We start from the raw sequence: 23302 nt of genomic DNA on the forward strand, positions 1-23302 counted from the left end.
CTCCCGCCCGTCGGCCGGAGCCCCCTCGGCAGCCGGTTAATCCGGTACCAAAAGTACGTGATTTTCCGCGGTAACCCGCGGTTTTGCCGCCGTTGGCGAAAGTATGAAAAGTTTTGGGCAGAAGACGCCACAAAATCGGCGGCGGGGCTCGATTTCCCCAGGGCTTACATTGTAAGCTGGGGCTTCCGGGCCCCGGACTCCGCACCACCGATGCCGACATGCCCTTCGGGCGGGATTCATCCCTCGGCGAGATAGGAAGTAGAGCAATGGATGAGCACTTGAAGCAGGTCTGGACCGCCTCCGCGGCTGTAGAAACGCTGCAGGGCGAAATGGACCAGGCGGAGACGATCCTGGACTCTGCAATTGACGAAGCGCTCAAGGCCGGGGCCGCCCCGGAGGAGATCAGCGGGGCAGCGAACCTGTCGCCGACGGAGCTCAGTGAACGCGTCCCGGCGCTCGCCGCCGAGGATCAGCCGGCGGACGAAGAAGGCGCCGCGCTGTAGGACGGTTCGCGCTTCTTCACCCGCCCGATGACGGCGGTCGTGACAGGAACGAAGAGGAATTCCACCGCGGTCTTGTAGACGAAGCCGACGACCACGTAGTTAATGAACGTGGGGACATCGCCGATGCCGATCACCGAGGCCGCGATGGAACAGAAAATGAGCGTGTCCGCGAACTCGCCCACACCTGTCGAACCCATCAGTCGCGCCCACAACCGGCGTTCGCCCCAGCGCTCCTTCATGCGCACCAGCACCCAGGAATTCAGCGTCTGCCCCACGAGGAAGCCCAGGAGGCTGGCCAGCACGATCAGAGGCACCGGGCCGAGCGCACCCTCAAGTGCCTCTTGTTTCATCTGCCCGAACTCGTCGTCAAAGCCCGGCAGCGCGATGATCACCCAGTAGCACAGCGAGGCGAAGACCGACAGCGCGAAGGTGGTGAGGATGGCTTTCCGCGCCACCTTGAAGCCGTAGACCTCGCTGATCACGTCGCCCAGAATGTACGCCAGCGGGAACAGGAAAAATCCGCCGTCGGTGATGATCGGGCCCAGGGCCACGCCCTTGGAGGCGCCGATGTTGGACAGGATCAGGACCACCGCCATTACGGCAAGCATGACGCCGAAGTAGGGGCTGCCGATCGAGGCAAAGCGGGCAGGCGTGCGGGATTTCAGTTCAGTCATCAGTGGTGTTCACCCTCGTAGTAGTGGTTCGCGCAACGTTTCGCACCTCACGGTGACCTGAAGAAACGTCCGCTGTATTAGCACTAGGGGTCCGTCTGCCACCCGGACCGCCTACCATTCTCCCATGCGCGCGGGGCTGCGCGCTCCGGCACCTGCGATGCCCGACTGCTTCACGGCGCCGCCGTCCTATTCTGGCTGTATGAGTGAGGAGCCCGAACCCGACGACTTCGAGGACGACAACCCGCGCCACCGGGTGACGTTCGGGTTCGGGGCCTTCGTGGTCGGATTCCTCGTGGCCGTCTCCGTATTCGCGCTGGGCGCCCTGCTGCTCACCCTGGCCGGCGGCCCGCTTAGCTGGCACCAATTCGCGTCGGCCGCGCTCCTGGCGCTGGTCGTCGGGTTGTACGCCGGCGGCATCGGGCTGGTCATCGGCGCACCCATCGCCTTCGTGCTGGGCATGTTGCTCCGGCCGGTGGCTAACCAATGGCTGCACGTGCTCGCGTTCTTCGCGGTCATGACGGCTGCTTCGTTCCTGATCCTGGTTTCGCTCTCCAGCGGCGACCCGCTCGGCACGCTGGAACTGGCAGCGCTGATCGGGCTGGCCGCGGCAATCGGCCGGTTCAGCGTATGGCGGATGGTGGACATCCGCTGAGCCGACGTGCGCTTGAGGGCGGCAGCCGGCTCAGCTGATGGCCACCGCACACTCGCCGGCGGTGGGGGCACTGCCGTCGTCGTCATTAGGAGGCTGAGGGTGTGTCAGTGGAAAATAGCCGCATGTCTGTTTCCATCACCGAAACCAACCGGCCCGCCATCACGCTGACCATCGCCGGCTCCGAAGCCACCGGTGGCGCGGGAGCCCAGGCCGACCTGAAGACCTTCCAGGCTTTGGGCACCTACGGCATCACCGCCCTGACCTGCATCGTGTCCTTCAATCCCCAGGACAACTGGAACCACCGCTTCGTCCCGGTGGACGCGGGCGTCATCGCGGATCAGCTGGAGGCGATCCAAACCTGCTATGAAGGTTCGCTGAAGACGGTCAAGCTGGGCATGCTGGGCTCGCCCGCGACCATCGACACGGTCGCGGCGGCGCTGCAGAACCAGGAATGGGACAACATCGTGCTGGACCCGGTACTGATCTGCAAGGGGCAGGAACCCGGTCACGCGCTGGACACGGACCAGGCGCTCAAGGCCCAGGTGTTGCCGCTGGCCACCTTCGTCACCCCGAACCACTTCGAGGCCGAATCCCTCTCCGGGATCACGATCAACGACGTCGAGGACCTGAAACGGGCCGCCAAGATCATCCATGAGGCCTCCGGCGCCGCGGTGCTGGCCAAGGGCGGCGTGCGCCTGGCCGGCCCGGACGCGGTGGACGTCTTTTACGACGGCGAAACCCTCGAAGTGCTCTCCGCGCCGAAGGTCGGCGAAGTGGCCGTCTCCGGTGCCGGCTGCTCGCTGGCCGCCGCGGTGACCGCCGAACTGGCCAAGGGCGCCACCCCGCTGCAGGCGGCCAAGACCGCCAAGCACTTCGTCACCGAGGGCATCAAGGCGCGGGTTTCCTCCCACGCCCCGTTCGACGCACTCTGGCAGGGCGGCGCCGCGCTGTCCTGACCGGCCGGCGACGCCGTGGCGCCCTGTCCGGCGGGGCGCGCGCTGTCATGACCGGCAGGAACTGTGCTGTCCTGGCTGTCCTTCCGGTGGCGGCCCTCGCCCGCCACCCTTAAACGCCGACGGCGGCGCCCTCCCCCGGGAAGCTAGCGAGCCCCCGGTGGGTGGGCACCGCCGTCGTCAGCGGTTTGACGGGATCAGACCGTCTGCACGGCGATTTCCGCGTCCAGGCGGGGCAGCCGCGGGAACCAGGGGTTCTCGCCGGGGGTGCCGATGTTGACCACCATGAACGTGCGGTGGGAGGTTCCGGCGTTGAAGTCCTCGTCGATGCCGGCGGCGTCGAACGCGCCCATCGGGCCGGCGTGCAGGCCCACGGCGCGGACGGCCATGATGAAGTAACCGGCCTGCAGCCACGCGTTGTTCTTGGCGACCTCGGCGCGCATTTCGGCGTTGTCGTCGAACATTGCCTTGCGCTCGGGAGCGTGCGGGAAGAACGTCTCGAAGTGCTCGTGCCAGTCGGCGTCGTAGCTGAGCACGGCGACCATCGGAGCCGTCAGCGTCTTGGCGCGGTTGCCCTCCGCCATGCGGGCGCCCAGCTTCTCGCGGGCCTCGGCGGACCGGACCCAGGTGATGCGCAGCGGCTGGTTGTTCATCATGGTCGGGCCCATCTTGGCCAGCTCATAGATGGCGGCGAGCTGCTCGTCCGAGACCGGCTCGGCGGAGAAGGTGTTCGCGGTGCGGGCTTCCAGGAACAGCTGGTTCGCGGCCTCGCGGTCCACGGCCAGTTCGTTCTCGAGGCTGACGTCAACGGTTTCGACGCTCATGTGACTCCTTAGTTGCGGGATGGGTCTACAGGGTTGAACACCGCCCCTCCATGCCGGAATTTCCTGCGGGCCTGTGAGGTTCGTTACGCGGCCCTCTGCATAGGCAAGGCTTGCAACCCGCCGCTAGGGTGGAGCGAAAACAGGAAGGCGGCATTCGTTGGTTAAGACCATGCAGGCCATGACCTACTCGCGGTACGGCGGGCCGGAGGTCCTGGAGCAGTCGGAGGTTCGGCGGCCAAAGGTGGCACCGGGTGCGGTGCTCATCCGGGTCAAAGCGGCCAGCGTGAACCCGGTGGACTGGAAAGTGATGGCCGGCGGACTGGACGCGATGCTGGACGTGCACTTCCCGGTGATTCCCGGCTGGGACGTGGCCGGAGTCGTCGAGGAGGTGGGACCGGATACCCCCGAATACGCTCCCGGCGACGAAGTCTACGCCTACGGCCGCCGGGACACCGTGAGCGGCGGAACCTACGCGGAGTTCGTGGCGCTGCCGGTATCCATGGTGGCGCGCAAGCCGAAATCGCTGGGCTGGGAGCAGGCCGCCGGGCTGCCGCTCACCGGCATGACAGCACAGCGGACCCTGGACGCCTTGGCCCCGTCAACCGGCGAGACAATCCTGATCCACAACGGGTCCGGCGGCGTCGGTCGAATCGCCATCCAGCTCGCCACCGAACGCGGCCTCCGGGTCATCGCCACCGCCTCCAAGCAACACCACCAACGGCTGCGGGAGTTCGGCGCGGAACCGGTGGAATACGGCGACGGGCTGGTGCACCGCGTGCGCGGGCTCGCTCCGCAGGGCGCGGACGCCGTGGCGGACTTCGCGGGAGGGGTTCTGGAGGAAACCTTGGCCGTGCTGCGCAATGGCGGCCGGCACGCGTCGATCGCCGATCCGACCGCAGGCAAGCACGGCGGCCACTACATCTGGGTACGCCCGGACGCTGCCGAACTCGCGCGGCTGAGCGAGCTGGCCGACGCGGGCAAGCTCACCGTGGACATCGACCGCACGTTTTCGATGGATCAGGCCGCGGACGCGATGCGCTACAGCCAGGAGGGCCACGCGTCCGGCAAGATCGTGCTGACGCCGTTTGCGGGACACGCCGGCTAGGACGTGGCCGGATAGGACGTCTGATAGGGCAAGGCCGGAAGGCGGCAGGTGGGTCAGGATGGCGGAGCAGTTTGCGACGATCGACGATTACATCGCGTCGTTCCCCGAGGACGTCAGGATCATCCTGCAGGAAATCCGGCAGACCATCCACAGCGCGGTCCCGGGGGCTGAAGAGAAGATCAGCTACGCCATACCGACCATCATGTTTGAGGGACACTATCTGGTCTATTTCGCCGGCTGGAAACACCACGTCTCGCTCTACCCCGTACCGGAAGCCGATGCGGCGCTGCAGCACGACATGGAACCGTACCTGGCGGCCAAGGGAACCCTGAAGTTTCCGCTGGGAAGGCCCGTTCCGTACGACCTGATCACCCGGGTGGCCAAGGCTTTGGCCCGGCAGCGCGGCCACGACGCAACCGACGCCTAGTTCCCCCCGGACGGCCCGGACCCCTCACGACGACGAGCCCGCCCCCAGCGGTCAAGCTGTGGGCGGGCCGGTTACGACGACGGGAACACCCTTACGACAGCCGGCCCGCCCCCAGCCGTTGAAGCTGCGGGCGGGCCCGGTGGCGCAGGCTGCGCTGGTCAGTCCTTCTGCGACGCCCGTCCCTTCGGCGCCAGCTCGGCCAGCAGTTCCTTGAGCCGCGCGTCGGTCAGGTACGTCATGCCGGTGAGCACGTCGGTGATCCGGCGCCGGTCCTCCGGCTTGAACCGCGTGCTGTCCAGCATGTCGGAGACCCACAGCCCGTCCATCGCCAGCCGGACGATGATCCCGATGATGCCCACGGGCTCGCGCGGGTCAAGATCCTGCCGGTCCAGCCGCTGGTTAAGGTAGACCAGCGACTCGGCCAGGTTCGGCTGCCGTATTGCCGTCGACAGCAACGCCGTCTGGTTGCGGTCGTTGTTGGCCCTGGCGTCGGAAAACGCCGCGATGTAGGCGCGCTCCTCGGCGCCCAGCGGCTCCGGATCGGCGTCGGCCCGCTCGCCCAGCTCGTGCACCAATTCCATGATGATCGCTTCGACGTCGCGCTCGACCTCGTCGATCGGCGCCCCAGGTTCGAACATGTTGCCCTCCCGTAGTTCCCCGGCGGGTTTGCCGCCTTGGCCAGTCTATCCACGGCGGTGCGGTGCCGCCGCGCCTCGGCATGGCGCGCCGAGCCCGCCCGGCTCCGCCCATATCGTAGTCAACTATTACGACGCCGGCGCCCGTCTTACGTGCCGCGCGTCACCCTTCTCCGGCCGCGGATAGTCTGTACGGGCAACTAATCGAACCCCCCGGAAAGGAGCAGCGTGGCCACCACCAGCGCCATCCGGCCGCGGGCAGACGCGGCATGGATCGTCGTCGTCCTGGCGGGCGTCACGGCCGCGATGCACATCTGGAAGCTGCCGTCGGCCATTCCCGTGATCCGTGACGAGCTCGGCATGTCCCTGGTGCAGGCCGGAGTGCTGCTGGGCGTGGTGCAGGTGGCCGGCATGGTCGGTGGCTTGGCGGTTTCCCTGCTGGCGGAAATGATCGGCGCACGCCGCTGCCTGCTGGCCGGCCTCTGGCTGCTCATCATCGGATCGGTCATCGGGGGGTTCGCCGACTCGGCCGCCGTGCTGATGGCCTGCCGCGCACTTGAAGGGGCGGGCTTCCTGCTGACCACGGTGGTGGCGCCAGGGCTCATCCGGGCGAACACGCCCGGGGTCCGCGTCAACCTGGCGGTCGGCTTCTGGAGCGCGTACCAGGGCTTCGCGACCTTCGCCGGGCTGGTGGCCAGCGCGCTCATCCTGCAGGCCACCAGCTGGCACACGTGGTGGTGGATCATGGCCGCCCTGACGCTCATTCCGATCCCGCTGGTGCTGAAGTTCGTGCCGCAGGACCCGCGGCACGACGGTTCCGGCCTGCCCGCGGCCACCCGTCGAATCGGCCGCACCGTCCGGTCCCCCAAGCCGTGGATCGCCGGCGTGGTGTTCGCCTGCTACACCGTCCAGTGGATGGCCGTGGTCGGTTTCCTGCCTACCATCTATGAGCAGAACGGGGTCACCGGGATCTGGCCGGGCATCCTGTCCGCGGTGGTCGGCGGCCTGAACGCGCTGGGGGCCATCGGCGCCGCTCCCCTGCTGCAGCGCGGCGTCCCCCCGCGGCTGCTGATGATCCCCACCTTCATCCTGATGGGCACCACGACGGTGCTCACCTTCGGCATCGACTGGACCGTTGCGCCGGGCGGCATGGCCTTCCAGTTCGCCTGCGTGTCGCTGTTTTCCATGGTGGGCTCGGTGATCCCGTCTACGCTCACCCGCATGGCAGTGGACCTGGCGCCGGCGGACGGGTCCCCGCCGGCCGCCATGGGGTTGATGCAGCAGATCTTCAACGTCGGCAACTTCACCGGCCCGGCCCTGATCGCCTGGCTGGCCACGGTTACCGGCGGCTGGCAGTCCACCTGGTGGATGACCTGCACGTTCGCGGCCCTTGGCATTGGCCTGAGCGTGTACTTGAGCGAGAAACGCCTGGGGCTTAGCTTCGCCCACCGGTAGGTCCGGGCGGGGCGGGGCCGGGTCTCCGGTGTGTTCGCTCCCATGTCTCGGACTAACTGCCCATCTTTGGCTACCCCTAAAGCGCGCTGACTAGGCGAAACGTCGGGAGCCGCCGCCAAGACGTGGGAGCGAAAAGCACCGCCACCGGGAACTCCCGCGAAGCTCCCGTCGCACCGCCCCGGCCGCTCCCGCGAAGCTCCCGCCGCACCGCCACGGGCACTCCTCCGCGAAGCCCGGCCGCGTCGTCGTCGGACTCTTGCCCTCGCCGCGGCCGAGGAGGAAGCTGGAATCACGGCAAGCGGCCTCCCCCTTTTCCCCAGGAGTGATCAGTGATGACCGATGCGGCCCAGTCCCCGGACCAGCCCCTGACCAACCGCCAGGGCCACAAGGTCTACGACAACCAGAACACGCGAACCATCGGCGCCCGCGGCCCGGCAACCCTGGAGAACTACCAGTTCCTGGAGAAGATGAGCCACTTCGACCGCGAGCGAGTGCCCGAACGCGTGGTGCATGCGCGCGGCACCACGGCCTTCGGCTACTTCGAGGCCTACGGCAAGTGGGGGGACGAGCCGATCGGCAGGTTCACCCGCGCCAAGCTGTTCCAGGAAGCGGGCAAGCGCACCGACCTCGCCATCCGTTTCTCCACCGTGGCCGGCGGCCGTGATTCCTCCGAGGTGGCCCGCGACCCGCGCGGATTTGCCGTGAAGCTCTATACCGAGGACGGCAACTGGGACATGGTCGGCAACAACCTGGGCGTGTTCTTCATCCGCGACGCGATCAAGTTCCCCGACTTCATCCACTCGCAGAAGCCGGACCCGGTAACGTTCGAGGCGTCGGTGCCGAACCGGGCGATGGACTTCTTCAGCCAGTCCCCCGAATCCATGCACATGGTCATGCTGGTTTTCAGCCCGCGCGGCGTCCCCGCCGACTACCGGCATATGCAGGGCTTCGGCGTGAACACCTACAAGTGGGTCAACGCCGCCGGCGAGACGGTGCTCGTGAAGTACCACTGGATGCCCAAGCAGGGCGTGAAGTCGCTGACCGCCGAGGACGCCGCGAACGTGCAGGCGCAGACCCTCGGGTCACACACCAAGGACCTCTACGACGCCATCGAAGCCGGCAACTACCCCGAGTGGGAGCTGGTGGTGCAGATGATGTCCGACGACGAGCATCCCGAGCTCGACTTCGACCCGCTGGACGATACCAAGGTCTGGCCGGAGGAGCAGTTCCCTCCCCGACCGGTCGGCCGGATGGTGCTGGATCGCACCGCCAAGAACTTCTTCGCCGAGAGCGAGCAGATCGCGTTCGGCACCGGCGTGCTGGTGGACGGCCTCGACTTCTCCGACGACAAGATGCTGGTGGGCCGCACGTTCTCCTACAGCGACACCCAGCGTCACCGGGTGGGCCCGAACTACCTGCAGCTGCCGGTCAACAGCCCGAAGGTGCCGGTGGCCACCAACCAGCGGGACGGCCAGTTGACGCACTTTGTGGACACCGCGCCGGGCCAGAACCCGCACGTTAACTACGAGCCGACTATCACCGGCGGGCTGCAGGAGGCGGCGAAGGATTCCGGTTACCACCACGCCGTCGGTCCCGAGATCGGCGGCCGGCTGACTAGGGAACGGATTGAGCGGACCAACGACTACCTGCAGGCCGGCCAGCGGTTCTACCTGCAAGAGGACTGGGAGCGCGAGGACCTGATCACCAACCTGACCAACGCGCTGGCGCAGTGCGACCGGCCGATCCAGGAGCGCATGCTCTGGCACCTCTACATGATCGCGGACGAGCTCGGCCAGGGCGTGGGCCGCGGCATCGGCATCTCGCTGGACGAGGTGAGGGACCTTGGGCCCCTGGCCAGCCAGAACCTTTCCGAAGCGGAGCAGCAGTGGATGGCCAACCTCGGCAAGAACGGGCCGCGTGACGTTTCGGGGCTAACCATGACGCACTGCGTGCCCAACGAACGCGTCAAAGTGGAGCGGTAGCGTCACCGCGCGACCTGCACGTTTAAGCTGCGGATGACCTGCGGAGATACCCGGCCCTCGGCCGAATCCTGCACGGATTCCGGCGGCCGGCCGCCCCGCCGGCCCTCGCCAAGCCGTGGCATCCGCGGTAGCGTCTGTCCATGCGAGTCGCGGTGGTCGGAGCCAGCGGGAACGTCGGTACAGCAGTGCTGCGCCGGCTGCAGAAGGCGCGGGGCGAACGCGCGGACGACGTGGAGATCGTCGGCATCGCGCGGCGGCTGCCCGATGCCACGACGGAACCGTACGACGGCGTCACGTGGGTTTCGCTGGACATCGCCTCCCGCGATGCCCGGGAAAGGTTGACGCAGGCGTTTAAGGGATGCGACGCCGTCGTCCATCTCGCGTGGCTGCTGCAACCGAACCACGATGAAGAGCAGTTGCGCCGGGTGAACGTGGACGGCACCGCGAACATGCTCGCCGCTGCCACCAACGCCGGCGTCGGGCAGGTGGTTTGCGCCTCGTCGGTCGGCGCGTACAGCCCCGGACCGAAGCACTCCCGTGTCCGCGAGGATTGGCCGGCCAGAGGCATCGCCAGCTCGCACTACAGCCGGTTCAAGGGCCAGCAGGAAGCGCTGTTGGACGAGTTCGCCGACGATCACCCGGAAATCAAGGTGGCGCGGCTGCGGCCCGGCCTGATTTTCCAAGCCGAGGCCGGCAGCCAGATCGGCCGCTACTTTGTGGGCCGGTGGATCCCCAAGTTCTTCGTCAACCGGCTACGGCTGCCGCTGTTCCCGTTCCCCGAGGAGTTCATCTTCCAGGCGTTGCATGCCAACGACGTGGCGGACGCCTACTGGCGGGTGCTGGACCAGGGCGCGAGGGGTGCCTTCAACGTGGCGGCCGAACCGGTGGTAACGCCCGGACTCGTCGCCTCCCTGTTCGGTGCCCGGCGCTGGCTGCCCGTTCCCGTGCCGCTGGTGCGGCAGTTGGTCGGCGCCGCGTGGTCCCTTCGGCTGCTGGCCAGCGACCCCGGCTGGGTGGACATGGCCCGCTACGCTCCGGTCATGGACACCAGCCGGGTCAGGGACGAACTCGGCTGGATACCGCAGGTGGATTCGTTGTCGGCGATCCGTGAAGTCCTGGCGGGAATGGCCGGGGCCGGAGGGGTCACGGAATCCCCCGCGATGCGCCCGCGCAGCCGCTTGACCCGTGCGAAGCCGGAGACCGGCGCGTAGTGTGGCCCCATGGGAAGCCGCGCGAAGAGCGCAGCTGCCCGGTCTGATCCCACAGGACGACCCGCTCGAGAAGGAGGACCTGATGAATCCGAACGAGGAGCGGCGCCCGGAACACCCGGACGACGCGAATGACGACACTCTGACTCCCGCCGACGCAGGCGGCATCGACAAGGAAGTCAACGAGGCCCACATCCCGGTCCACGGTGACGAGAAACTCGCCGACGACTTGGTCAAGAAGGCCTACGGTGACAAGGACCAGGACGGCCGCGGGGACGCGCCCAACGCGCCTTTCCCCGGCTGACTGGCACCGCCCGCACCTCCACCTAGCACCGCCCATCAACCGTCTACAGACAGGAGCACGCTGTGAAAGGGAAACTCACATTCGGCGCCGGCATCGCCCTCGGATTCGTCCTGGGTTCGAAATCCGGAAGGTCCGCCTACGATTCCTTGAAGGCCAAGAGCCAGGAGTTCTGGCAGAACCCAGCGGTCCAGGAAAAAGTGCACGAAGCCACGGACCTGGTCAAGGAAAAGGCACCAGGCGTCGCCGACCGTGTTACCGAAGCGGCCAAGAAGGCAGGGTCCGCGGCGACCTCCAAGCTGCCCGGCAACCACGGTTCGGGTAAGGACGACGGAGGCACCACTGGCCCCACGACCACCGCCGGCGGCACCACGGGCACCACCACCCTCGGCGACACCACCATGTCGGATCCGGCGCAGAACGATGAACTCGGGCAGAGCTGGACGGGCGAGGGAGGCACCATGCCTGACGGCCCCGCCACCCTCAACAGGGACGACGACCTGCGCCCGCCCGGAGTTTAACCCGCCCGGGATTCTGGCGGGCCGGGCCCCTCGCCGGGGCTCCGCCTGCATTAACGGCAGAGGGAAGGACTGGCATGACGGAGAACGACACCGGCCAGGTCAAAGGTCCGCGGGACCAGTCGGGCACCGCGGCAGATCCGCCGGATGCTCAGGAGCAGCAGGCGGCCGATTCCGCCCCCGAGCCCGAGGGCAAGGAGGGCATGAACATCGCGCCCGGGCCGGCTGAAGAGAAGGACCAGGAAACGCCGGACGACCGCGGGCTCACCACCGACACGAGCCCGAGCGACTGATCCACCGCGGGCACGGCAGCGGCCGTCGAGATACGGCCGCTGCCGTGCCACTGTTCGGCCGCTGCCGTGCCCGTTGCGCCGCTGCGACGCGACCCGGTGCACAGCCGGTTAATCCGCCTTGACCACCGGCAGGTCGCTCCACTCGGTGGTGTAGCGTGGCGAGGAAAATTCGCGTTTCATTGACCACGCCGCGGGGGCCGCCAGCCCGCCCTGACCGAGGCCGATCGAGGCTTCGCCGAACTTGGTACGCACCGCGCCCAGCAGGTCGCCGATGTGCCGCTGTTCCAAATCGCTGACGAAGGGGTCGAAGGTTTGCTGGCCGGCCGCGGGCTCCAGCCCCGACAGCAGGACCCCTGCCCGGACATAGTGGGCGCCCGGAGTCAGGCAGCCGCGCATGGCGGCCACGGCAGCCTTGGTCAGCTGGATCGGATCCTGGGTGGGCGTCGCCAGGTTGACGCTGGCCGCGGGAAACGATGCCTCGCCGCCGGCGAACCTGCTGGTCCCCGCAGTCACCGTCAGCACCGAGGCGCGCAGTCCCTCGGCCGCCATCCGGGCCGCCCCGCGTTGGGCATAGACCGCCATCACCTGGTCCATCTGCTCGAGGGTGGTCACCGGCGTGGAGAAACTGCGCGAGAACATGATCTGCTGCTTGTCGGCCCGCTCCTCCGCGTGCGGGATGCAGGGCGTCCCGTTCAGCTCCAGCACGGTTCGCTGCAGCACCACGGAGAACTTTTTGCGGATTGCCTGCGGGTCGGCGGCCTTGAGGTCTGCGATCGACTCGATCCCGAGGGCGTTCAGCCGTTTCCCCGTCCGTCCGCCCACGCCCCACAGCCCGGTGACCGGGACGCGTGACTGGATCCAGGCGATGTCGGAAGCGGGCATCGAGCCCAGCGAGCACACTCCGGCCATCTGGGGATTCCGTTTGGCAACGTGGTTGGCGAACTTCGCCAGCGTCTTGGTCTGCGCCACGCCGACGCTGACCGGCACGCCCACCTGCCGGATCACTGCGGCACGGATTCGGCCGGCAGTCTCCAGCAACTGGGCCTCGTCGCCGGGCAGGCCCAGGAACGACTCGTCGATCGAATAGACCTCCTGCCAGGCCCCGAACCGGCCGAGCACTTCCATCACCCGGGCGCTTAGGTCCCCGTACAGCTCGTAGTTGCTGGACCGCGCGACCAGCCCCCAGGCCTTGGCCCGCGGCGCCACCTGGAACCACGGCGTCCCGGTCTTCAGCCCCAGCTGTTTGGCCTCCTCGGAGCGCGCCACCACGCAGCCGTCATTGTTGGAGAGCACGACGACGGGCCGTCCCTCGAGGGACGGATCGAAGACCCGCTCGCAGGAGACGTAGAAATTGTTGACGTCCACCAGCGCGATCCGTTCGCCGGGCCGGCCGGAGGTCGCTCCGCCGGAGCCCGACGGCTGGCCGGAGGCCGCCCCGCCTGCCCCGGGCACGGGGGCGCTAGACATGGTGCAGGCAACGGGTGGCGACGCCCCAGATGCTCAGGTCGGCGAGTTCGCCCACCTCGGTGGGAACGCCGCCGTCGTCCGCCTGCAAGCGCACGCCGTCCGCGGTGAGATGCAGGCGCCGGACCACCAGTTCCCCGTCCAGCACCGCGACCACTACCGAACCGTCGCGCGGGGTCAAAGAGCGATCCACGATCAGCTCATCGCCATCACTGATCCCGGCCGCGGCCATCGAGTTTCCGGCCACCCGCATCACAAAGGTGCTGGTGCGGTCACGGATCAGGTGCCGGTTCAGATCGATGCCGCCGTGGAAGTAGTCCCTGGCCGGCGACGGGAAACCGCGCGCCTCCTCGGGCGCTCCGCTGCCCATCTCCGGGCCCGCCGACGCATCCGACGGCTGCTCTACACCGAACATCCCGACCCCCGTCTTCGAACAAAGCTTCGAATCCAACAGTAGCACCGGCCTGCCGCGGCCTACATATGAGCCAGCTGCACTCAAGTTCGGGTAGCTTCTGGAATAATCCTGCCGTAGAGGCGTTAACATGAGTCGAAGGCACTCACGTTCCACAGGAGGATTATCCATGCCACTGTTCTTCGGACCAGCTTCCGGCAACGGTTCATTCGACGAGTTCCTGGCCCGCTACCTGCAGGGCCAGCGGGCGGCCCAATCCCGCACGGTCGACCTCACCCGGCTGCTCAGCCGCCGCACCCATGAGGTGCTGGCGCAGGCAGCCCGGTTCGCCGCAGGCCTCGGCCACATCGAGGTGGACGGGCTGCACATCCTGCACGTCATGGTCGGCCAGGAGCCGGCCGCCAGCCAGATCAAGCTGACCGGCGCGGACCCGCAGACCATCGCGCGTTCCGCGGAGCAGGGCCTGCCGGAAAAGACCGGCCCGACCCGGGAAACGCCGTCGCTCACGCCGTCGGCGCAGCGTGCCCTGCTGGACGCGCACCAGGTGGCCCGCGCGTTCGGCTCCACCTACATCGACCCCGAGCACCTCTTCGCCGCCTTCGTGCTGAACCAGGAGACCCCCGCCGGCCAGATCCTGGCCGGCGCGGGCGTCACCCCGCAGGCACTGCAGCACGCGGCGGAGACAGCTGCGGCGCAGCCCGACGGCCCCACCCCTGCAACCGGCCCGCAACAGAGCACCGGCACCGGGTCGGAAACTCCCATGCTGGACCAGTTCGGCACCGACATGACGGCCCAGGCCCGGGAGAGCCGGCTGGACCCGGTGATCGGCCGCGCGGACGAAATTGCCCAAACCATCGAAATCCTCGCGCGCCGGACCAAGAACAACCCGGTGCTGATCGGCGAGGCCGGCGTGGGCAAGACCGCCATCGCCGAGGGGCTGGCGCAGGCCATCGTGGCCGGCGACGTCCCGGAACAGCTGCGCGGCAAGCGTGTGGTGTCGCTGGATCTGCCGGGCATGCTGGCCGGCACCCGCTACCGCGGCGACTTCGAGGAACGCCTGACCAAGACCCTGGACGAGATCAGCGCCGCGAGCAGCGAACTGATCGTGTTCATCGACGAACTGCATACCGTGATCGGTGCCGGCGGCGGCGGCGAGGGCGGCATGGACGCCGGCAACATCCTCAAGCCCCGGCTGGCCCGCGGCGAACTGCACCTGCTCGGCGCCACCACCCTTGGCGAGTACCGCAAGGTGGAGAAGGACCCTGCCCTGGAGCGGCGCTTCCAGCCCGTCATGGTCTCAGAACCCTCGATCGAGGACGCCGTCCGCATCCTGTCCGGCCTCAAGGACCGTTACGAAGAACACCACCAGGTGGCCTACACCGAGGCAGCGATCCGGGCCGCCGTCGAGATGTCCTCCCGCTACCTCACCGACCGGTTCCTGCCGGACAAGGCGATCGACCTGATCGACCAGGCCGGCGCGCGGCTGAGCCTGCGACGCGGCCCGCGCGTTGACGTGGAGGCCTTGCGCGGCCGGCTGGCCGAGCTGGAGTCGGCCAAAAACGCCGCCGTCGCCGAGGAACGCTACGAGGACGCCTCGAAGCTGCGCGACGAGATCGAAGAGCTGAAGGCCCGGCTGGAAGCCGCCTCCGCCCAGCAGTCGGCCCCGGGTGCCACGGAAGACCACGACGGCGGGGCCCGCCCCGGCGTCGCGTCTTCCGATGTGGTGGGCGAGGCCGAGATCGCCGAGATCATCTCCCGCGCCACCGGCATTCCGGCCGCCCGGCTGACCCAGGGCGACCGGCAGCGGCTGGCCCGGTTGGAGGAGGACCTGCACGCCCGGGTGATTGGCCAGGATGATGCGGTGACCGCTATCGCCAGGTCCGTGCGGCGCAACCGCACCGGCATGGGGGACGAGGGCCGGCCCGTCGGCAGCTTCCTGTTCCTGGGCCCGACCGGTGTGGGCAAAACCGAGCTGGCCAAGGCCCTGGCGGAGTCGCTGTTCGGTGACGAGGACGCCATGGTGCGCTTCGACATGAGCGAATACGGCGAGCGCCACACCGTCTCACGGCTGGTCGGCGCCCCTCCGGGCTACGTCGGCTACGGCGAGGCCGGCCAGCTGACCGAACGCGTCCGCCGGCGCCCGTACTCTGTGGTGCTGCTGGACGAGGTGGAGAAGGCCCACCCGGACGTGTTCAATCTCCTGCTGCAGGTCCTCGACGACGGACGCCTTACCGACGGGCAGGGCCGCACCGTGGACTTCCGCAACACCGTTGTGATCATGACCTCCAATCTCGGCTCGGAGTTCCTGGCCAGCAAGGGCGGAGCGCTGGGCTTCACCGCCAACGACGGGGTGGACGGCTTCGGAAGCGAGCAGGATCTGCGCGCCCGGGTGATGGGCCGGCTGCGCGAAACCATGCGGCCGGAGTTTTTGAACCGGATCGACGAGATCGTGCTGTTCCGCAAGCTGGATCAGGAGCAGCTGCGTTCCATCGTGCGGCTGCAGTTGCGCAAGACCGAAGCCCGGCTGGCGGCCCAGGGCATCGCGCTGGAGGTTGGCGAGGACGCCGTGGAATGGATCGCAGAGGCCGGCTACGAGCCCGAATACGGCGCCCGGCCCCTGCGCCGCGTGATCCAGCGCGAGCTGGATGACCGGATCGCGGACCTGCTGGTGGCCGAGGCCGTTGCAGACGGCGGGCGAATCCGCGTGGCCGCCGGCGACGACGGGCTGCGCGTCGCGGCAGACAGCATGTCCGCTGCGGCATAGCGGCGGCGACTGACGCCGGGCGCGGTTGATGTGCCCGCGCGCACCAATCGCAACCCCGGAGCGATGGCGGGGCACTCCACCGGAGTGGGGTGTCCCGCCGCTCCGGTTCAGGCCAACGACAATGCGGAATAAAGGCGGGGCCTCACGGGCCCTCCTGCCTGCAATCGCGTTCCAGGGGTTCCGGGCCCATGGCCTCGCCCGCGACCCGGTGGTTCAGGGCGAGGGCGCCTCGGCCCGCTCTGGTGTCTCTTCGCCAGTCCCGGAGCGGCCCTGCAGCGACGCCGCCAAGCCGCCGATAATGAGGTCGAGGCCGAAGTCGAACTCGTGGCTGAAGTCGTATCCGGGCTGCAGCACATGCTCCACGGCGAACTCCCGCAGGTGTGGATAGTCCTCGACGGTGAACATCTCCACCATCGGCCCGCCGACCTCCGCCAGACTGTCCGGCCCGTCGAAAGGCAACGATGCCTCCTGGAGAGCCGTCCCGTAAACGTACGCATCGAGCACCGCATAGGCGTGGGCCGCCAGCGGCAGCGAGAACCCGGCAGCCCGAAGAGTCCCCAGGGTCGCATCGTGGTGGCGCAGGTTTGCCGGTCCCGGCGCGGTGCGCGATTCCATCAAGGCTATGGCCCACGGGTGGCGGCGCAGCACGTCGCGGGCGGAGGCGGCACGCCGCTTCAACTCCGCCTTCCACTCCCGGCCCGGCACCGGCAGCTCTATCTCTTCGAAGACGGCGTCGACGATGCCGTCGAGGATCTCGTCCTTGTTCCGCACGTGGTGGTAGAGCGACATCGGTTTGGCGTCCAGTGCCTGAGCCAGTGAACGAATGGTCAGGCGGGCCAGCCCGCCGCCGTCGGCGATCTCCATCGCGGCGCGGAGCACCCGTTCCCTGCTGAGTGGCTCACGTTGCGCGGGGGCGCTGCCCGGTTTTTTGATCATTGTTCCCGCGACTATAGCATTCTCGTACTTTGTACGGTAGCTTCGTACGTTGTACGAAGTACTTGGGCTCCACGTCATCCACGTCCTCGAGAAGGAAGTCCCATGGAACCAACAGAATCCACCCCTTCGGCCGCGAACACGCAGCCGGTTCCCGGCAGCGGCTCCCCGGACCCCATAAGACCCACCATGCGCGCCATAGTGCAGACCCGGTACGGAATCACCGATGCCCTGCACCCCGAAGAGATCGCAGTACCGGAGGTCGGCGAAAGCCAGGTCCTCATCAAGGTCCGCGCCGCAGGCCTGGACCGCGGGACATGGCACATGGCCACCGGCCTGCCGTACCCGGTCCGCGCCGTCTCCGGGTGGAAGTCCCCGAAGAACCCGGTCCCCGGGCTTGACGTCGCGGGAACGGTAGCGGCGGTAGGCAGTGCCGTCACGAAATTTTCGATCGGAGACGAAGTCTTCGGTTTCGGCAAGGGTTCCTTCGCGGAATTTGCGGTGGCAGCGGAGTCGCTGCTGGCCCGAAAGCCGGCAGACCTGACTTTCGAGCAGGCAGCGGCCCTTCCGGTCTCCGGCGTGACAGCGCTGCAGGCGCTGCGGGACGCCGGCCGCGTACAGGCCGGGCACCGCGTACTCATCACGGGGGCCTCCGGCGGCGTCGGCACCTACGCCGTGCAGATAGCCACGGCCCTGGGCGCCACGGTCACCGGCGTCTGCAGCGCCGCCAAGGCGGAGCTGGTGCGGAGCCTCGGTGCCGGGAGCGTCATCGACTACGCCCGCGAAGACTTTGCGGTAGCAGGACACAAGTATGACGTGATCGTGGACATCGCCGGGAACCCGTCCCTGTCGCGCGTGCGCCGGGCTCTTGCAGCGGACGGCACGGCGGTTATCGTCGGCGGCGAGCACGGCGACCGCTGGACGGGCGGCCTGTTCAGGCCGCTGGGCGGAATGATCCTGTCCCTCTTCAACCGGCAGCGTGTTGTCATGTTCATGGCCCGCCAGGCGGCTTCGGACCTCGAACGGCTGAGTGAGCTGATCGTCTCGGGGCAGCTGAAGCCCGTGCTCGACCACACTTATCCGCTGGAGCAGATGCCGGAAGCACTCCGCCGCCTGGAGGCCGGCGAGGTGCGGGGCAAGGTGGTCATCAAGGTCTAGGGGAGCCGACACACAACGCCAAATAGTGGTGCTCGGCACGGCCGGGTAACAGACTGGGAGCGTCACCAGTTCCGGCAGCCCCGCGAAGGAGCCACGGCCATGCTCAAAACCCATCTGCGTCTCAAACCTGTCCTCGAGATTCTGGCGGCGGCAGCCGCAACCGGCACCCGGCCTGACGCCAGGGACGTCATCAGCGAGGCCTTGCGGCGCGTACCGCCGACCGCGCACGAGAAGGAGTTGCTGAGCGGCGGTGTGCCCCGCGGCTTCAAAAACCTGACGACGGCGACCGCGCGGCTGGTGAAAGCCGGCTGGATGTCGAAGGGCCGCGGCGGGTGGGCCATCACCGAGGACGGGCTGCGGGCGGTCACCGCCTTTCCCGATGCGGCCGAACTGGCCGCGGCCCTCGCGGCGGGAACCCCGCTGCCGGAACCGTCGCCGCCGGCGGCGGAGCCCGCCCTGTCCGCCGACCAACCCGCCGGAGTCGCCGTGGTGGGCGACTTTGGCGTGCTGCTCGGCGCCGACCAGGATTGGGACCCGGCCGACGGGGCGGTGCAGATGCGCTTCGACGCCACGGACGGCTTGTGGAAGCTGGACGCCGAGCTGCCCGCCGGCCGGTATGCGTTCAAGTTCGCACTGAACGGCTCGTGGGAGGAAAACTACGGGGCGTATGGCGTGCTTGACGGCGCCAACCACGAGTTCCAGCACGACGGCGGCGCGCTCACCATCGCGTACGACCACGCCATCCATGACCTGGCCGCGACGTCCCGGCTGGTCCGCGCCTGACCCTTCGTGATGAGCGCGTCATGCGCGCCGCCCGTAAAGCGCGCCGTCGTCCACGCCCGCCCTCGCCAAGCAGGGACCCCATGCACGGTCGCACTGCGCCTCGTCGTCATTCAGGCGCTGGCCAGGTGCTCCACCTCCGGCCCCGAACCGGTCGCCACGGCCTCGAGGACCTCTTCGGCTTCCTGCAGGTCAATGCCCTTGGACAGCGCAATTTCCGTGACGAGCGGTTTCTTGGCGTACTGCAGCATCTCCTTCTCGGCGTGGGACATGTTGCCGTTGGCGTGCAGCCGCCGGGCGAGGTCGCGGACCAATCCCGCGATCACGAAGATGTCGCCGGTGCGGAGCCGTTCCTGGTTGTCCTTGAAGCGCCGGGACCACTGCGGATCCTCCTCCCGCGAGGCGGCGCGCAGCACGTCGAACAGTGCCTCCAACTGTCCCTCGTCGAAGACCGGCCGCAGGCCGACCTGCTCGGCACGCTCCAGCGGGACACCGACCGTCAGGTTCGAGTTCTTAACTTCCAGCATGACGTAGCGGCATTCCGCGTCCTGCCTCAGGGGCCGGGTCCTGATGCCTCGGACCACGGCCGGACCGTGGTGTGGGTGAACAAGGGTTTGACCTTCAGCAAACAGCATTCAAGAGTCCTCTGATTCGCACGAGCGCCACACTCGACATCAGTGGACGGAGCGCCCCGGGGCCCTCGCGCCAGACGGTCGTCCCACGGACCGAAACCGCGGCCAGCAGACCGGAGCTTCGATATTGTGAGCACGCGGACCGGCTCGGATCCATGCGGATGGACCCGCCCCAAACCCGCGAGCTTGGCTGCCTCAATTATCTCACGCGTGCGCCTGATGTCCCCGGGAGTACCAACCGGTGGGACCCCTCGAGTCCGGGGGCGCGCGCCGGCAGATGGGACGCCGCGGCGCCGCGCAACCGGTTGGCGCTGCCCCTTGACTCCCCGGCGGAGCGACTGCCACCATGGCAGTCTCACATGGCGCAAAGTTGCGCATCATGCGCAACTCTTCAGGTCCGGCTGGCGCCAGAACCTCGAAGGAGTAAGCCCCTATGTCGGAGATTCTCGATTCTGGCTCCGCCCAGTTCAACGGCACCGATTCGTCCCGCGTTAACCCCAACCCGGCCGTCACCCTTTACACGCGGCTGCGCAAGTCCCCTTACTTCTGGAAGTCGCGGGAGCACGGCGTCGCGGCCTACAGCGTGTACAACCACACCTACCACCCGCGCCATTACGGCGATCCGGTCAGCGAGTACTGGTCGCTGCTGAACGACGTCACCCTGTGGGACGTCGGCGTGGAGCGGCAGCTGCAGATCAGCGGCCCGCAGGCCTTCGACTTCACCAACATGCTCACCCCGCGGGACCTGACCAAGTGCGAGGTGGGCCAGTGCAAGTACGCTTTCATCACCGCCGCAGACGGGGGCATCATCAACGACCCCATCCTGCTGCGCGTGGAGGAGAACAAGTTCTGGCTCTCGCTGGCGGACAGCGACGTGCACCTGTGGGCCATGGGCCTGGCGCACGCCGGCGGCTGGGACGTCACCGTGGAAGAGGTGGACGTGGCGCCCGTCCAGGTCCAAGGCCCGAAGGCCAAGGGGCTGATGTCCGACCTGTTCGGCCCGCAGATCCTGGACATGCCGTACTACTACATGCAGCACCACACCCTCAACGGCATGGACGTGGTGGTCAGCCGGACCGGCTACACCGGCGAAGTCGGCTACGAGATCTACCTCTACAACGCCACCGCAAACGCCGGGCGCCTCTGGGACACGGTTTGGGAAGCCGGGCAGGCGCACGACCTGCGGGTCATCGGTCCCTGCCACATCCGCCGGATCGAGGCGGGCATGCTGGCCTACGGGTGCGACATCACGCTCGGCACCAACCCGTTGGAGGTTGGTTACGACTACAACTGGATGGTGGATCTGGACCAGGAAGCGGACTTCGTGGGCAAGGAAGCGCTCGGCCGCATCCGGGAGAAGGGCATCGACCGGCTGATGGTCGGCGTGGAGATCGGCGGCGAGCCGCTGGGCAGCTACAACGACGGCTCCATGATCGAGCCGTTCCCGGTCTCGGTCGGCGACGGCTCCCCCATCGGGGAGGTCACCAGCGCCTGCCACTCCCCGCGGCTGGAACGGAACATCGGCCTGGCCATGGTGCCGATCGACCTCAGCGGCGAAGGCACCACGCTGTCCATCCACACGCCCGAGGGAGTCCGCGAAGGCCAAGTCGTCCAAAAGCCCTTCGTCGACCCCGCCAAGTCCACACCCAAGGACTGAAACCGCCAAAACCACAACGACGGCGGAGCCCACCTGTAGAAGGCGGGCCCCGCCGTCGTTCGCAGCTACGTCCAGGCGACGTCGCGCACAGGGGCGCCGCCCGCTGCGGTGAGCTTGAGCGGGAAGAAGCCGACCCGGCAGCTGGCGGGCAGCGTGGTGGCGTGGTGGCGTGCCCGATGTTCTGCACGATCAGGTTGCGGCAGGGCGGCGGGGTTTACGGCTCTTGCCGGGCGCCGACGGTGGCGCCTTGGACGCTGGTCTTATCGGCTTCGGATTCATCGTCCCGGGGCGGCCCGGCTACGGGCAGGGTAAACGTGAAGACGCTGCCCCGGCCGGGCTCGCTCTCACAGCTGATGCTGCCGCCGTGCCGTTCCACGATGTCCTTGGACAGGGCAAGTCCGAGGCCCAGCCCCGGGATGGAACTACGGCGGGCGGCGGGACTGCGGAAAAACCGCGTGAAGACGTTGCGGCTCTCCTCGGCACCCATCCCCATGCCCCGGTCCGCTACCTCGCATCGAACCATTTCGTCGCCGCCGGTGCAGCTGACCGTGACGTCACCGCCCTGCGGGGAATACTTGATGGCGTTGGACAGCAGGTTATCCAACACCTGCCGGACCCGCGCCGGGTCGCAGACCACCCGCAGGGGAGGCGGCGCCTGTACGGCGAGCGTGATGCCGCCGGCGGCGGCCCGGGGTTCTGCTGCTGCGGCGGCCTGCGCGACAATATCCCCGAGATCCGCAGGAACCGGCTGCAGCTCGGAGAAGCCGGCGGCCGTCCCCAGCAAATCCTTTACCAGGGCGAGCAACTGGTGCGAATTGCGGAGGATGGTGTCCAGGCCTGCCGCCATGTTCTCCGGCAAGTCCGGCGTCAGCGCCAGCAACTCGGCATACCCCTGGATGGAGGTCAGCGGAGTTCGCAGTTCGTGGGACACGCTGGACAGGAAATCACTCTTCGCTTCCAGCGCGGACACTAGTTCCGTGACGTCGTTGAAGGCGAGGACGGAGCCTTCGCGCCGGCCGCTGCCGTCGACCATCGCCTGGGCGGACGCGGAGAGTACCCGTTGCCGCGGGGGCCGGCCGAACCAGACCAGGTATTCGGCAAACGACTCGCCGCGCAGTGCGCGGCGGATGGGCCGATCCTGGACGGGCATGAGCGATTTGCCTCCGTCGGCATAGAGCTCGAGCCTGGATTCCGGCGCGTCCTCGTCGCCCGACGGCAGCGCCAGGCGGCGCAGCTCTTCCTGCCGACGGTTGCGCAGAGTCGGGTTGCCGTCCTCATCGACGGCCAGGACCCCCACGTTCACGGCGTTGACGACGGCTGACAGGAGCCGTTCGCGCTTGTCGCTGGCTTCCAGCAGCGCGCGGAGCCTTGCGTCCTTGGCCTCGACCACCTGCTGCTGTTCCATCATGCTCGCGGTCATGACCCGGACGGTGATTCCGATGGCCAGCATCATGAAGGGGATGAGCAGCGGGTGGATTAACGCATCGAAAGTGACGGCAGGCTGCTTGAGGAACACCGGAATCCACACCATCGCCAGGGCGGCCAGCGCGCCCCCGATGACGGACAGCCGCGGCAGTTGTCCGGAGGCCGCCAGCCAGATCACCGGGAAAGCGGCCAGCAGCCCTACCCCTGTCAGGAGCGACCCGGCGCCTTCGCGCAGCAGGCCGATCGGAATGAAATCCAGCAGCGGGATGATCAGGAACGACGGGTACGGCAGCTTCTCCCACGGAACGAGGAAACACGCCGCCAGCAGTACCGCGTTGAGCACCATGCTGAGTTCAAAGAGCGGATTCACCAGGAGCGGGGGAGAAAAAAGCCACGTGCCCACCCCCAGGAACAGCATGGTGATGGACAGCGGCAACTGGCTCATCACTACCCGCCCGCGCAGTGAGAGGTCGTGGAACTTCACCCGATGCAGGGTCAGCAGGTCGAGGATTTTTTCCATGGCGGCGAACTCCAATATCGTCGTCAC

23 protein-coding genes are annotated in these 23302 nt (G+C 67.9%); 15 read left to right on the forward strand and 8 right to left on the reverse strand.

The window, feature by feature from the left end; translation table 11 throughout:
- Positions 1-266: 266 nt before the first annotated feature.
- Positions 267-503, forward strand: a complete 237-nt coding sequence (locus tag AC5RUH_RS10965) for a hypothetical protein (RefSeq protein WP_494002231.1) — start codon at positions 267-269, stop codon at positions 501-503.
- Here the strand turns inward: AC5RUH_RS10965 and AC5RUH_RS10970 are convergent.
- A complete protein-coding gene (locus AC5RUH_RS10970; protein WP_494002230.1) occupies positions 470-1177 on the reverse strand; it encodes a queuosine precursor transporter in 708 nt (235 codons plus the stop codon). The genes AC5RUH_RS10965 and AC5RUH_RS10970 overlap by 34 nt on opposite strands.
- A 199-nt stretch (positions 1178-1376) precedes the next feature.
- On the opposite strand from AC5RUH_RS10970, the gene AC5RUH_RS10975 reads away from it, so the two are divergent.
- A complete protein-coding gene (locus tag AC5RUH_RS10975; protein ID WP_494002229.1) occupies positions 1377-1829 on the forward strand; it encodes a hypothetical protein in 453 nt (150 codons plus the stop codon).
- 122 nt (positions 1830-1951) lie between these two features.
- The gene (gene thiD / locus AC5RUH_RS10980; protein ID WP_494002228.1) at positions 1952-2785 is read left to right on the forward strand and encodes a bifunctional hydroxymethylpyrimidine kinase/phosphomethylpyrimidine kinase; all 834 of its coding nucleotides are present in this window, start codon (positions 1952-1954) and stop codon (positions 2783-2785) included.
- 194 nt (positions 2786-2979) lie between these two features.
- Here thiD and AC5RUH_RS10985 read toward each other — a convergent pair whose 3' ends face one another.
- Positions 2980-3606 carry a malonic semialdehyde reductase gene (locus AC5RUH_RS10985; RefSeq protein ID WP_494002227.1) on the reverse strand — a complete coding sequence of 209 codons (627 nt, stop codon included), beginning with the start codon at positions 3604-3606 and terminating at the stop codon, positions 2980-2982.
- Positions 3607-3775: 169 nt separating this feature from the next.
- Here AC5RUH_RS10985 and AC5RUH_RS10990 point away from each other — a divergent pair, with 169 nt between their 5' ends.
- The gene (locus tag AC5RUH_RS10990) at positions 3776-4711 is read left to right on the forward strand and encodes an NADP-dependent oxidoreductase (protein ID WP_494002352.1); all 936 of its coding nucleotides are present in this window, start codon (positions 3776-3778) and stop codon (positions 4709-4711) included.
- Positions 4712-4769: 58 nt separating this feature from the next.
- Entirely contained in the window at positions 4770-5138 is a 369-nt protein-coding gene (locus tag AC5RUH_RS10995) for an iron chaperone (RefSeq protein WP_494002226.1), read from the forward strand.
- A 158-nt stretch (positions 5139-5296) separates the two neighbouring features.
- Here the strand turns inward: AC5RUH_RS10995 and AC5RUH_RS11000 are convergent, their stop codons facing one another.
- Positions 5297-5776: a TetR family transcriptional regulator gene (locus AC5RUH_RS11000; protein WP_494002225.1), complete on the reverse strand. Its 480-nt coding sequence runs from the start codon at positions 5774-5776 to the stop codon at positions 5297-5299.
- A 225-nt stretch (positions 5777-6001) separates the two neighbouring features.
- Here AC5RUH_RS11000 and AC5RUH_RS11005 point away from each other — a divergent pair, with 225 nt between their 5' ends.
- The 6 genes from AC5RUH_RS11005 (at position 6002) to AC5RUH_RS11030 (ending at position 11530) form a co-directional block, all read left to right on the forward strand.
- Positions 6002-7228: an MFS transporter gene (locus AC5RUH_RS11005; protein ID WP_494128593.1), complete on the forward strand. Its 1227-nt coding sequence runs from the start codon at positions 6002-6004 to the stop codon at positions 7226-7228.
- Between the two features lie 332 nt (positions 7229-7560).
- Positions 7561-9210 (forward strand): catalase, encoded by a 1650-nt coding sequence (locus tag AC5RUH_RS11010; RefSeq protein WP_494128606.1) that lies wholly within the window; start codon positions 7561-7563, stop codon positions 9208-9210.
- A gap of 140 nt (positions 9211-9350) precedes the next feature.
- Positions 9351-10421 carry an NAD-dependent epimerase/dehydratase family protein gene (locus tag AC5RUH_RS11015; RefSeq protein WP_494128594.1) on the forward strand — a complete coding sequence of 357 codons (1071 nt, stop codon included), beginning with the start codon at positions 9351-9353 and terminating at the stop codon, positions 10419-10421.
- 82 nt (positions 10422-10503) lie between these two features.
- A complete protein-coding gene (locus AC5RUH_RS11020) occupies positions 10504-10722 on the forward strand; it encodes a hypothetical protein (protein WP_494002222.1) in 219 nt (72 codons plus the stop codon).
- Between the two features lie 62 nt (positions 10723-10784).
- A complete protein-coding gene (locus tag AC5RUH_RS11025) occupies positions 10785-11240 on the forward strand; it encodes a hypothetical protein (RefSeq protein ID WP_494024669.1) in 456 nt (151 codons plus the stop codon).
- A gap of 74 nt (positions 11241-11314) precedes the next feature.
- The gene (locus AC5RUH_RS11030) at positions 11315-11530 is read left to right on the forward strand and encodes a hypothetical protein (RefSeq protein ID WP_494048896.1); all 216 of its coding nucleotides are present in this window, start codon (positions 11315-11317) and stop codon (positions 11528-11530) included.
- Between the two features lie 108 nt (positions 11531-11638).
- On the opposite strand, the gene AC5RUH_RS11035 is transcribed toward AC5RUH_RS11030, so the two are convergent.
- A complete protein-coding gene (locus AC5RUH_RS11035; protein ID WP_494128595.1) occupies positions 11639-12997 on the reverse strand; it encodes a Y-family DNA polymerase in 1359 nt (452 codons plus the stop codon).
- Positions 12990-13364: a LexA family protein gene (locus AC5RUH_RS11040; protein ID WP_494013756.1), complete on the reverse strand. Its 375-nt coding sequence runs from the start codon at positions 13362-13364 to the stop codon at positions 12990-12992. Before AC5RUH_RS11040 ends, AC5RUH_RS11035 begins: the two co-directional genes overlap by 8 nt.
- A gap of 211 nt (positions 13365-13575) precedes the next feature.
- Here AC5RUH_RS11040 and AC5RUH_RS11045 point away from each other — a divergent pair, with 211 nt between their 5' ends.
- Positions 13576-16170 carry an ATP-dependent Clp protease ATP-binding subunit gene (locus AC5RUH_RS11045; protein ID WP_494128596.1) on the forward strand — a complete coding sequence of 865 codons (2595 nt, stop codon included), beginning with the start codon at positions 13576-13578 and terminating at the stop codon, positions 16168-16170.
- A 213-nt stretch (positions 16171-16383) separates the two neighbouring features.
- Here the strand turns inward: AC5RUH_RS11045 and AC5RUH_RS11050 are convergent, their stop codons facing one another.
- Positions 16384-17106, reverse strand: a complete 723-nt coding sequence (locus tag AC5RUH_RS11050) for a TetR/AcrR family transcriptional regulator C-terminal domain-containing protein (protein WP_494002217.1) — start codon at positions 17104-17106, stop codon at positions 16384-16386.
- A gap of 102 nt (positions 17107-17208) precedes the next feature.
- Between AC5RUH_RS11050 and AC5RUH_RS11055 the strand changes: the two genes are divergently transcribed.
- Together AC5RUH_RS11055 and AC5RUH_RS11060 are read left to right on the forward strand one after the other, a co-directional pair.
- On the forward strand, positions 17209-18261 hold the full coding sequence (locus tag AC5RUH_RS11055) for an NAD(P)-dependent alcohol dehydrogenase (RefSeq protein WP_494128597.1): 1053 nt from the start codon (positions 17209-17211) through the stop codon (positions 18259-18261).
- Positions 18262-18360: 99 nt separating this feature from the next.
- Positions 18361-19044: a pullulanase X25 domain-containing protein gene (locus tag AC5RUH_RS11060; RefSeq protein WP_494128598.1), complete on the forward strand. Its 684-nt coding sequence runs from the start codon at positions 18361-18363 to the stop codon at positions 19042-19044.
- A gap of 110 nt (positions 19045-19154) precedes the next feature.
- On the opposite strand, the gene AC5RUH_RS11065 is transcribed toward AC5RUH_RS11060, so the two are convergent.
- A complete protein-coding gene (locus AC5RUH_RS11065) occupies positions 19155-19676 on the reverse strand; it encodes a CarD family transcriptional regulator (protein WP_494128599.1) in 522 nt (173 codons plus the stop codon).
- A gap of 430 nt (positions 19677-20106) precedes the next feature.
- On the opposite strand from AC5RUH_RS11065, the gene AC5RUH_RS11070 reads away from it, so the two are divergent.
- Entirely contained in the window at positions 20107-21330 is a 1224-nt protein-coding gene (locus tag AC5RUH_RS11070; RefSeq protein ID WP_494002213.1) for a glycine cleavage T C-terminal barrel domain-containing protein, read from the forward strand.
- Between the two features lie 214 nt (positions 21331-21544).
- Here AC5RUH_RS11070 and AC5RUH_RS11075 read toward each other — a convergent pair whose 3' ends face one another.
- Positions 21545-23302: a sensor histidine kinase gene (locus AC5RUH_RS11075; RefSeq protein WP_494128600.1), complete on the reverse strand. Its 1758-nt coding sequence runs from the start codon at positions 23300-23302 to the stop codon at positions 21545-21547.

The organism is Arthrobacter sp. Y3223166, from assembly GCF_059090935.1.

Bases quoted from the DNA above. Each gene is read 5' to 3' on its own strand.
- AC5RUH_RS10970 (WP_494002230.1), bottom strand. From the start codon at position 1,177: ATGACTGAACTGAAATCCCGCACGCCTGCCCGCTTTGCCTCGATCGGC.
- AC5RUH_RS11035 (WP_494128595.1), bottom strand. From the start codon at position 12,997: ATGTCTAGCGCCCCCGTGCCCGGGGCAGGCGGGGCGGCCTCCGGCCAG.
- AC5RUH_RS11000 (WP_494002225.1), bottom strand. From the start codon at position 5,776: ATGTTCGAACCTGGGGCGCCGATCGACGAGGTCGAGCGCGACGTCGAA.
- AC5RUH_RS10985 (WP_494002227.1), bottom strand. From the start codon at position 3,606: ATGAGCGTCGAAACCGTTGACGTCAGCCTCGAGAACGAACTGGCCGTG.
- AC5RUH_RS10975 (WP_494002229.1), top strand. From the start codon at position 1,377: ATGAGTGAGGAGCCCGAACCCGACGACTTCGAGGACGACAACCCGCGC.
- AC5RUH_RS10965 (WP_494002231.1), top strand. From the start codon at position 267: ATGGATGAGCACTTGAAGCAGGTCTGGACCGCCTCCGCGGCTGTAGAA.
- thiD (WP_494002228.1), top strand. From the start codon at position 1,952: ATGTCTGTTTCCATCACCGAAACCAACCGGCCCGCCATCACGCTGACC.
- AC5RUH_RS11040 (WP_494013756.1), bottom strand. From the start codon at position 13,364: ATGGGCAGCGGAGCGCCCGAGGAGGCGCGCGGTTTCCCGTCGCCGGCC.
- AC5RUH_RS11010 (WP_494128606.1), top strand. From the start codon at position 7,561: ATGACCGATGCGGCCCAGTCCCCGGACCAGCCCCTGACCAACCGCCAG.
- AC5RUH_RS10990 (WP_494002352.1), top strand. From the start codon at position 3,776: ATGCAGGCCATGACCTACTCGCGGTACGGCGGGCCGGAGGTCCTGGAG.
- AC5RUH_RS11030 (WP_494048896.1), top strand. From the start codon at position 11,315: ATGACGGAGAACGACACCGGCCAGGTCAAAGGTCCGCGGGACCAGTCG.
- AC5RUH_RS11070 (WP_494002213.1), top strand. From the start codon at position 20,107: ATGTCGGAGATTCTCGATTCTGGCTCCGCCCAGTTCAACGGCACCGAT.
- AC5RUH_RS11050 (WP_494002217.1), bottom strand. From the start codon at position 17,106: ATGATCAAAAAACCGGGCAGCGCCCCCGCGCAACGTGAGCCACTCAGC.
- AC5RUH_RS10995 (WP_494002226.1), top strand. From the start codon at position 4,770: ATGGCGGAGCAGTTTGCGACGATCGACGATTACATCGCGTCGTTCCCC.
- AC5RUH_RS11065 (WP_494128599.1), bottom strand. From the start codon at position 19,676: ATGCTGTTTGCTGAAGGTCAAACCCTTGTTCACCCACACCACGGTCCG.
- AC5RUH_RS11020 (WP_494002222.1), top strand. From the start codon at position 10,504: ATGAATCCGAACGAGGAGCGGCGCCCGGAACACCCGGACGACGCGAAT.
- AC5RUH_RS11015 (WP_494128594.1), top strand. From the start codon at position 9,351: ATGCGAGTCGCGGTGGTCGGAGCCAGCGGGAACGTCGGTACAGCAGTG.
- AC5RUH_RS11060 (WP_494128598.1), top strand. From the start codon at position 18,361: ATGCTCAAAACCCATCTGCGTCTCAAACCTGTCCTCGAGATTCTGGCG.
- AC5RUH_RS11045 (WP_494128596.1), top strand. From the start codon at position 13,576: ATGCCACTGTTCTTCGGACCAGCTTCCGGCAACGGTTCATTCGACGAG.
- AC5RUH_RS11055 (WP_494128597.1), top strand. From the start codon at position 17,209: ATGGAACCAACAGAATCCACCCCTTCGGCCGCGAACACGCAGCCGGTT.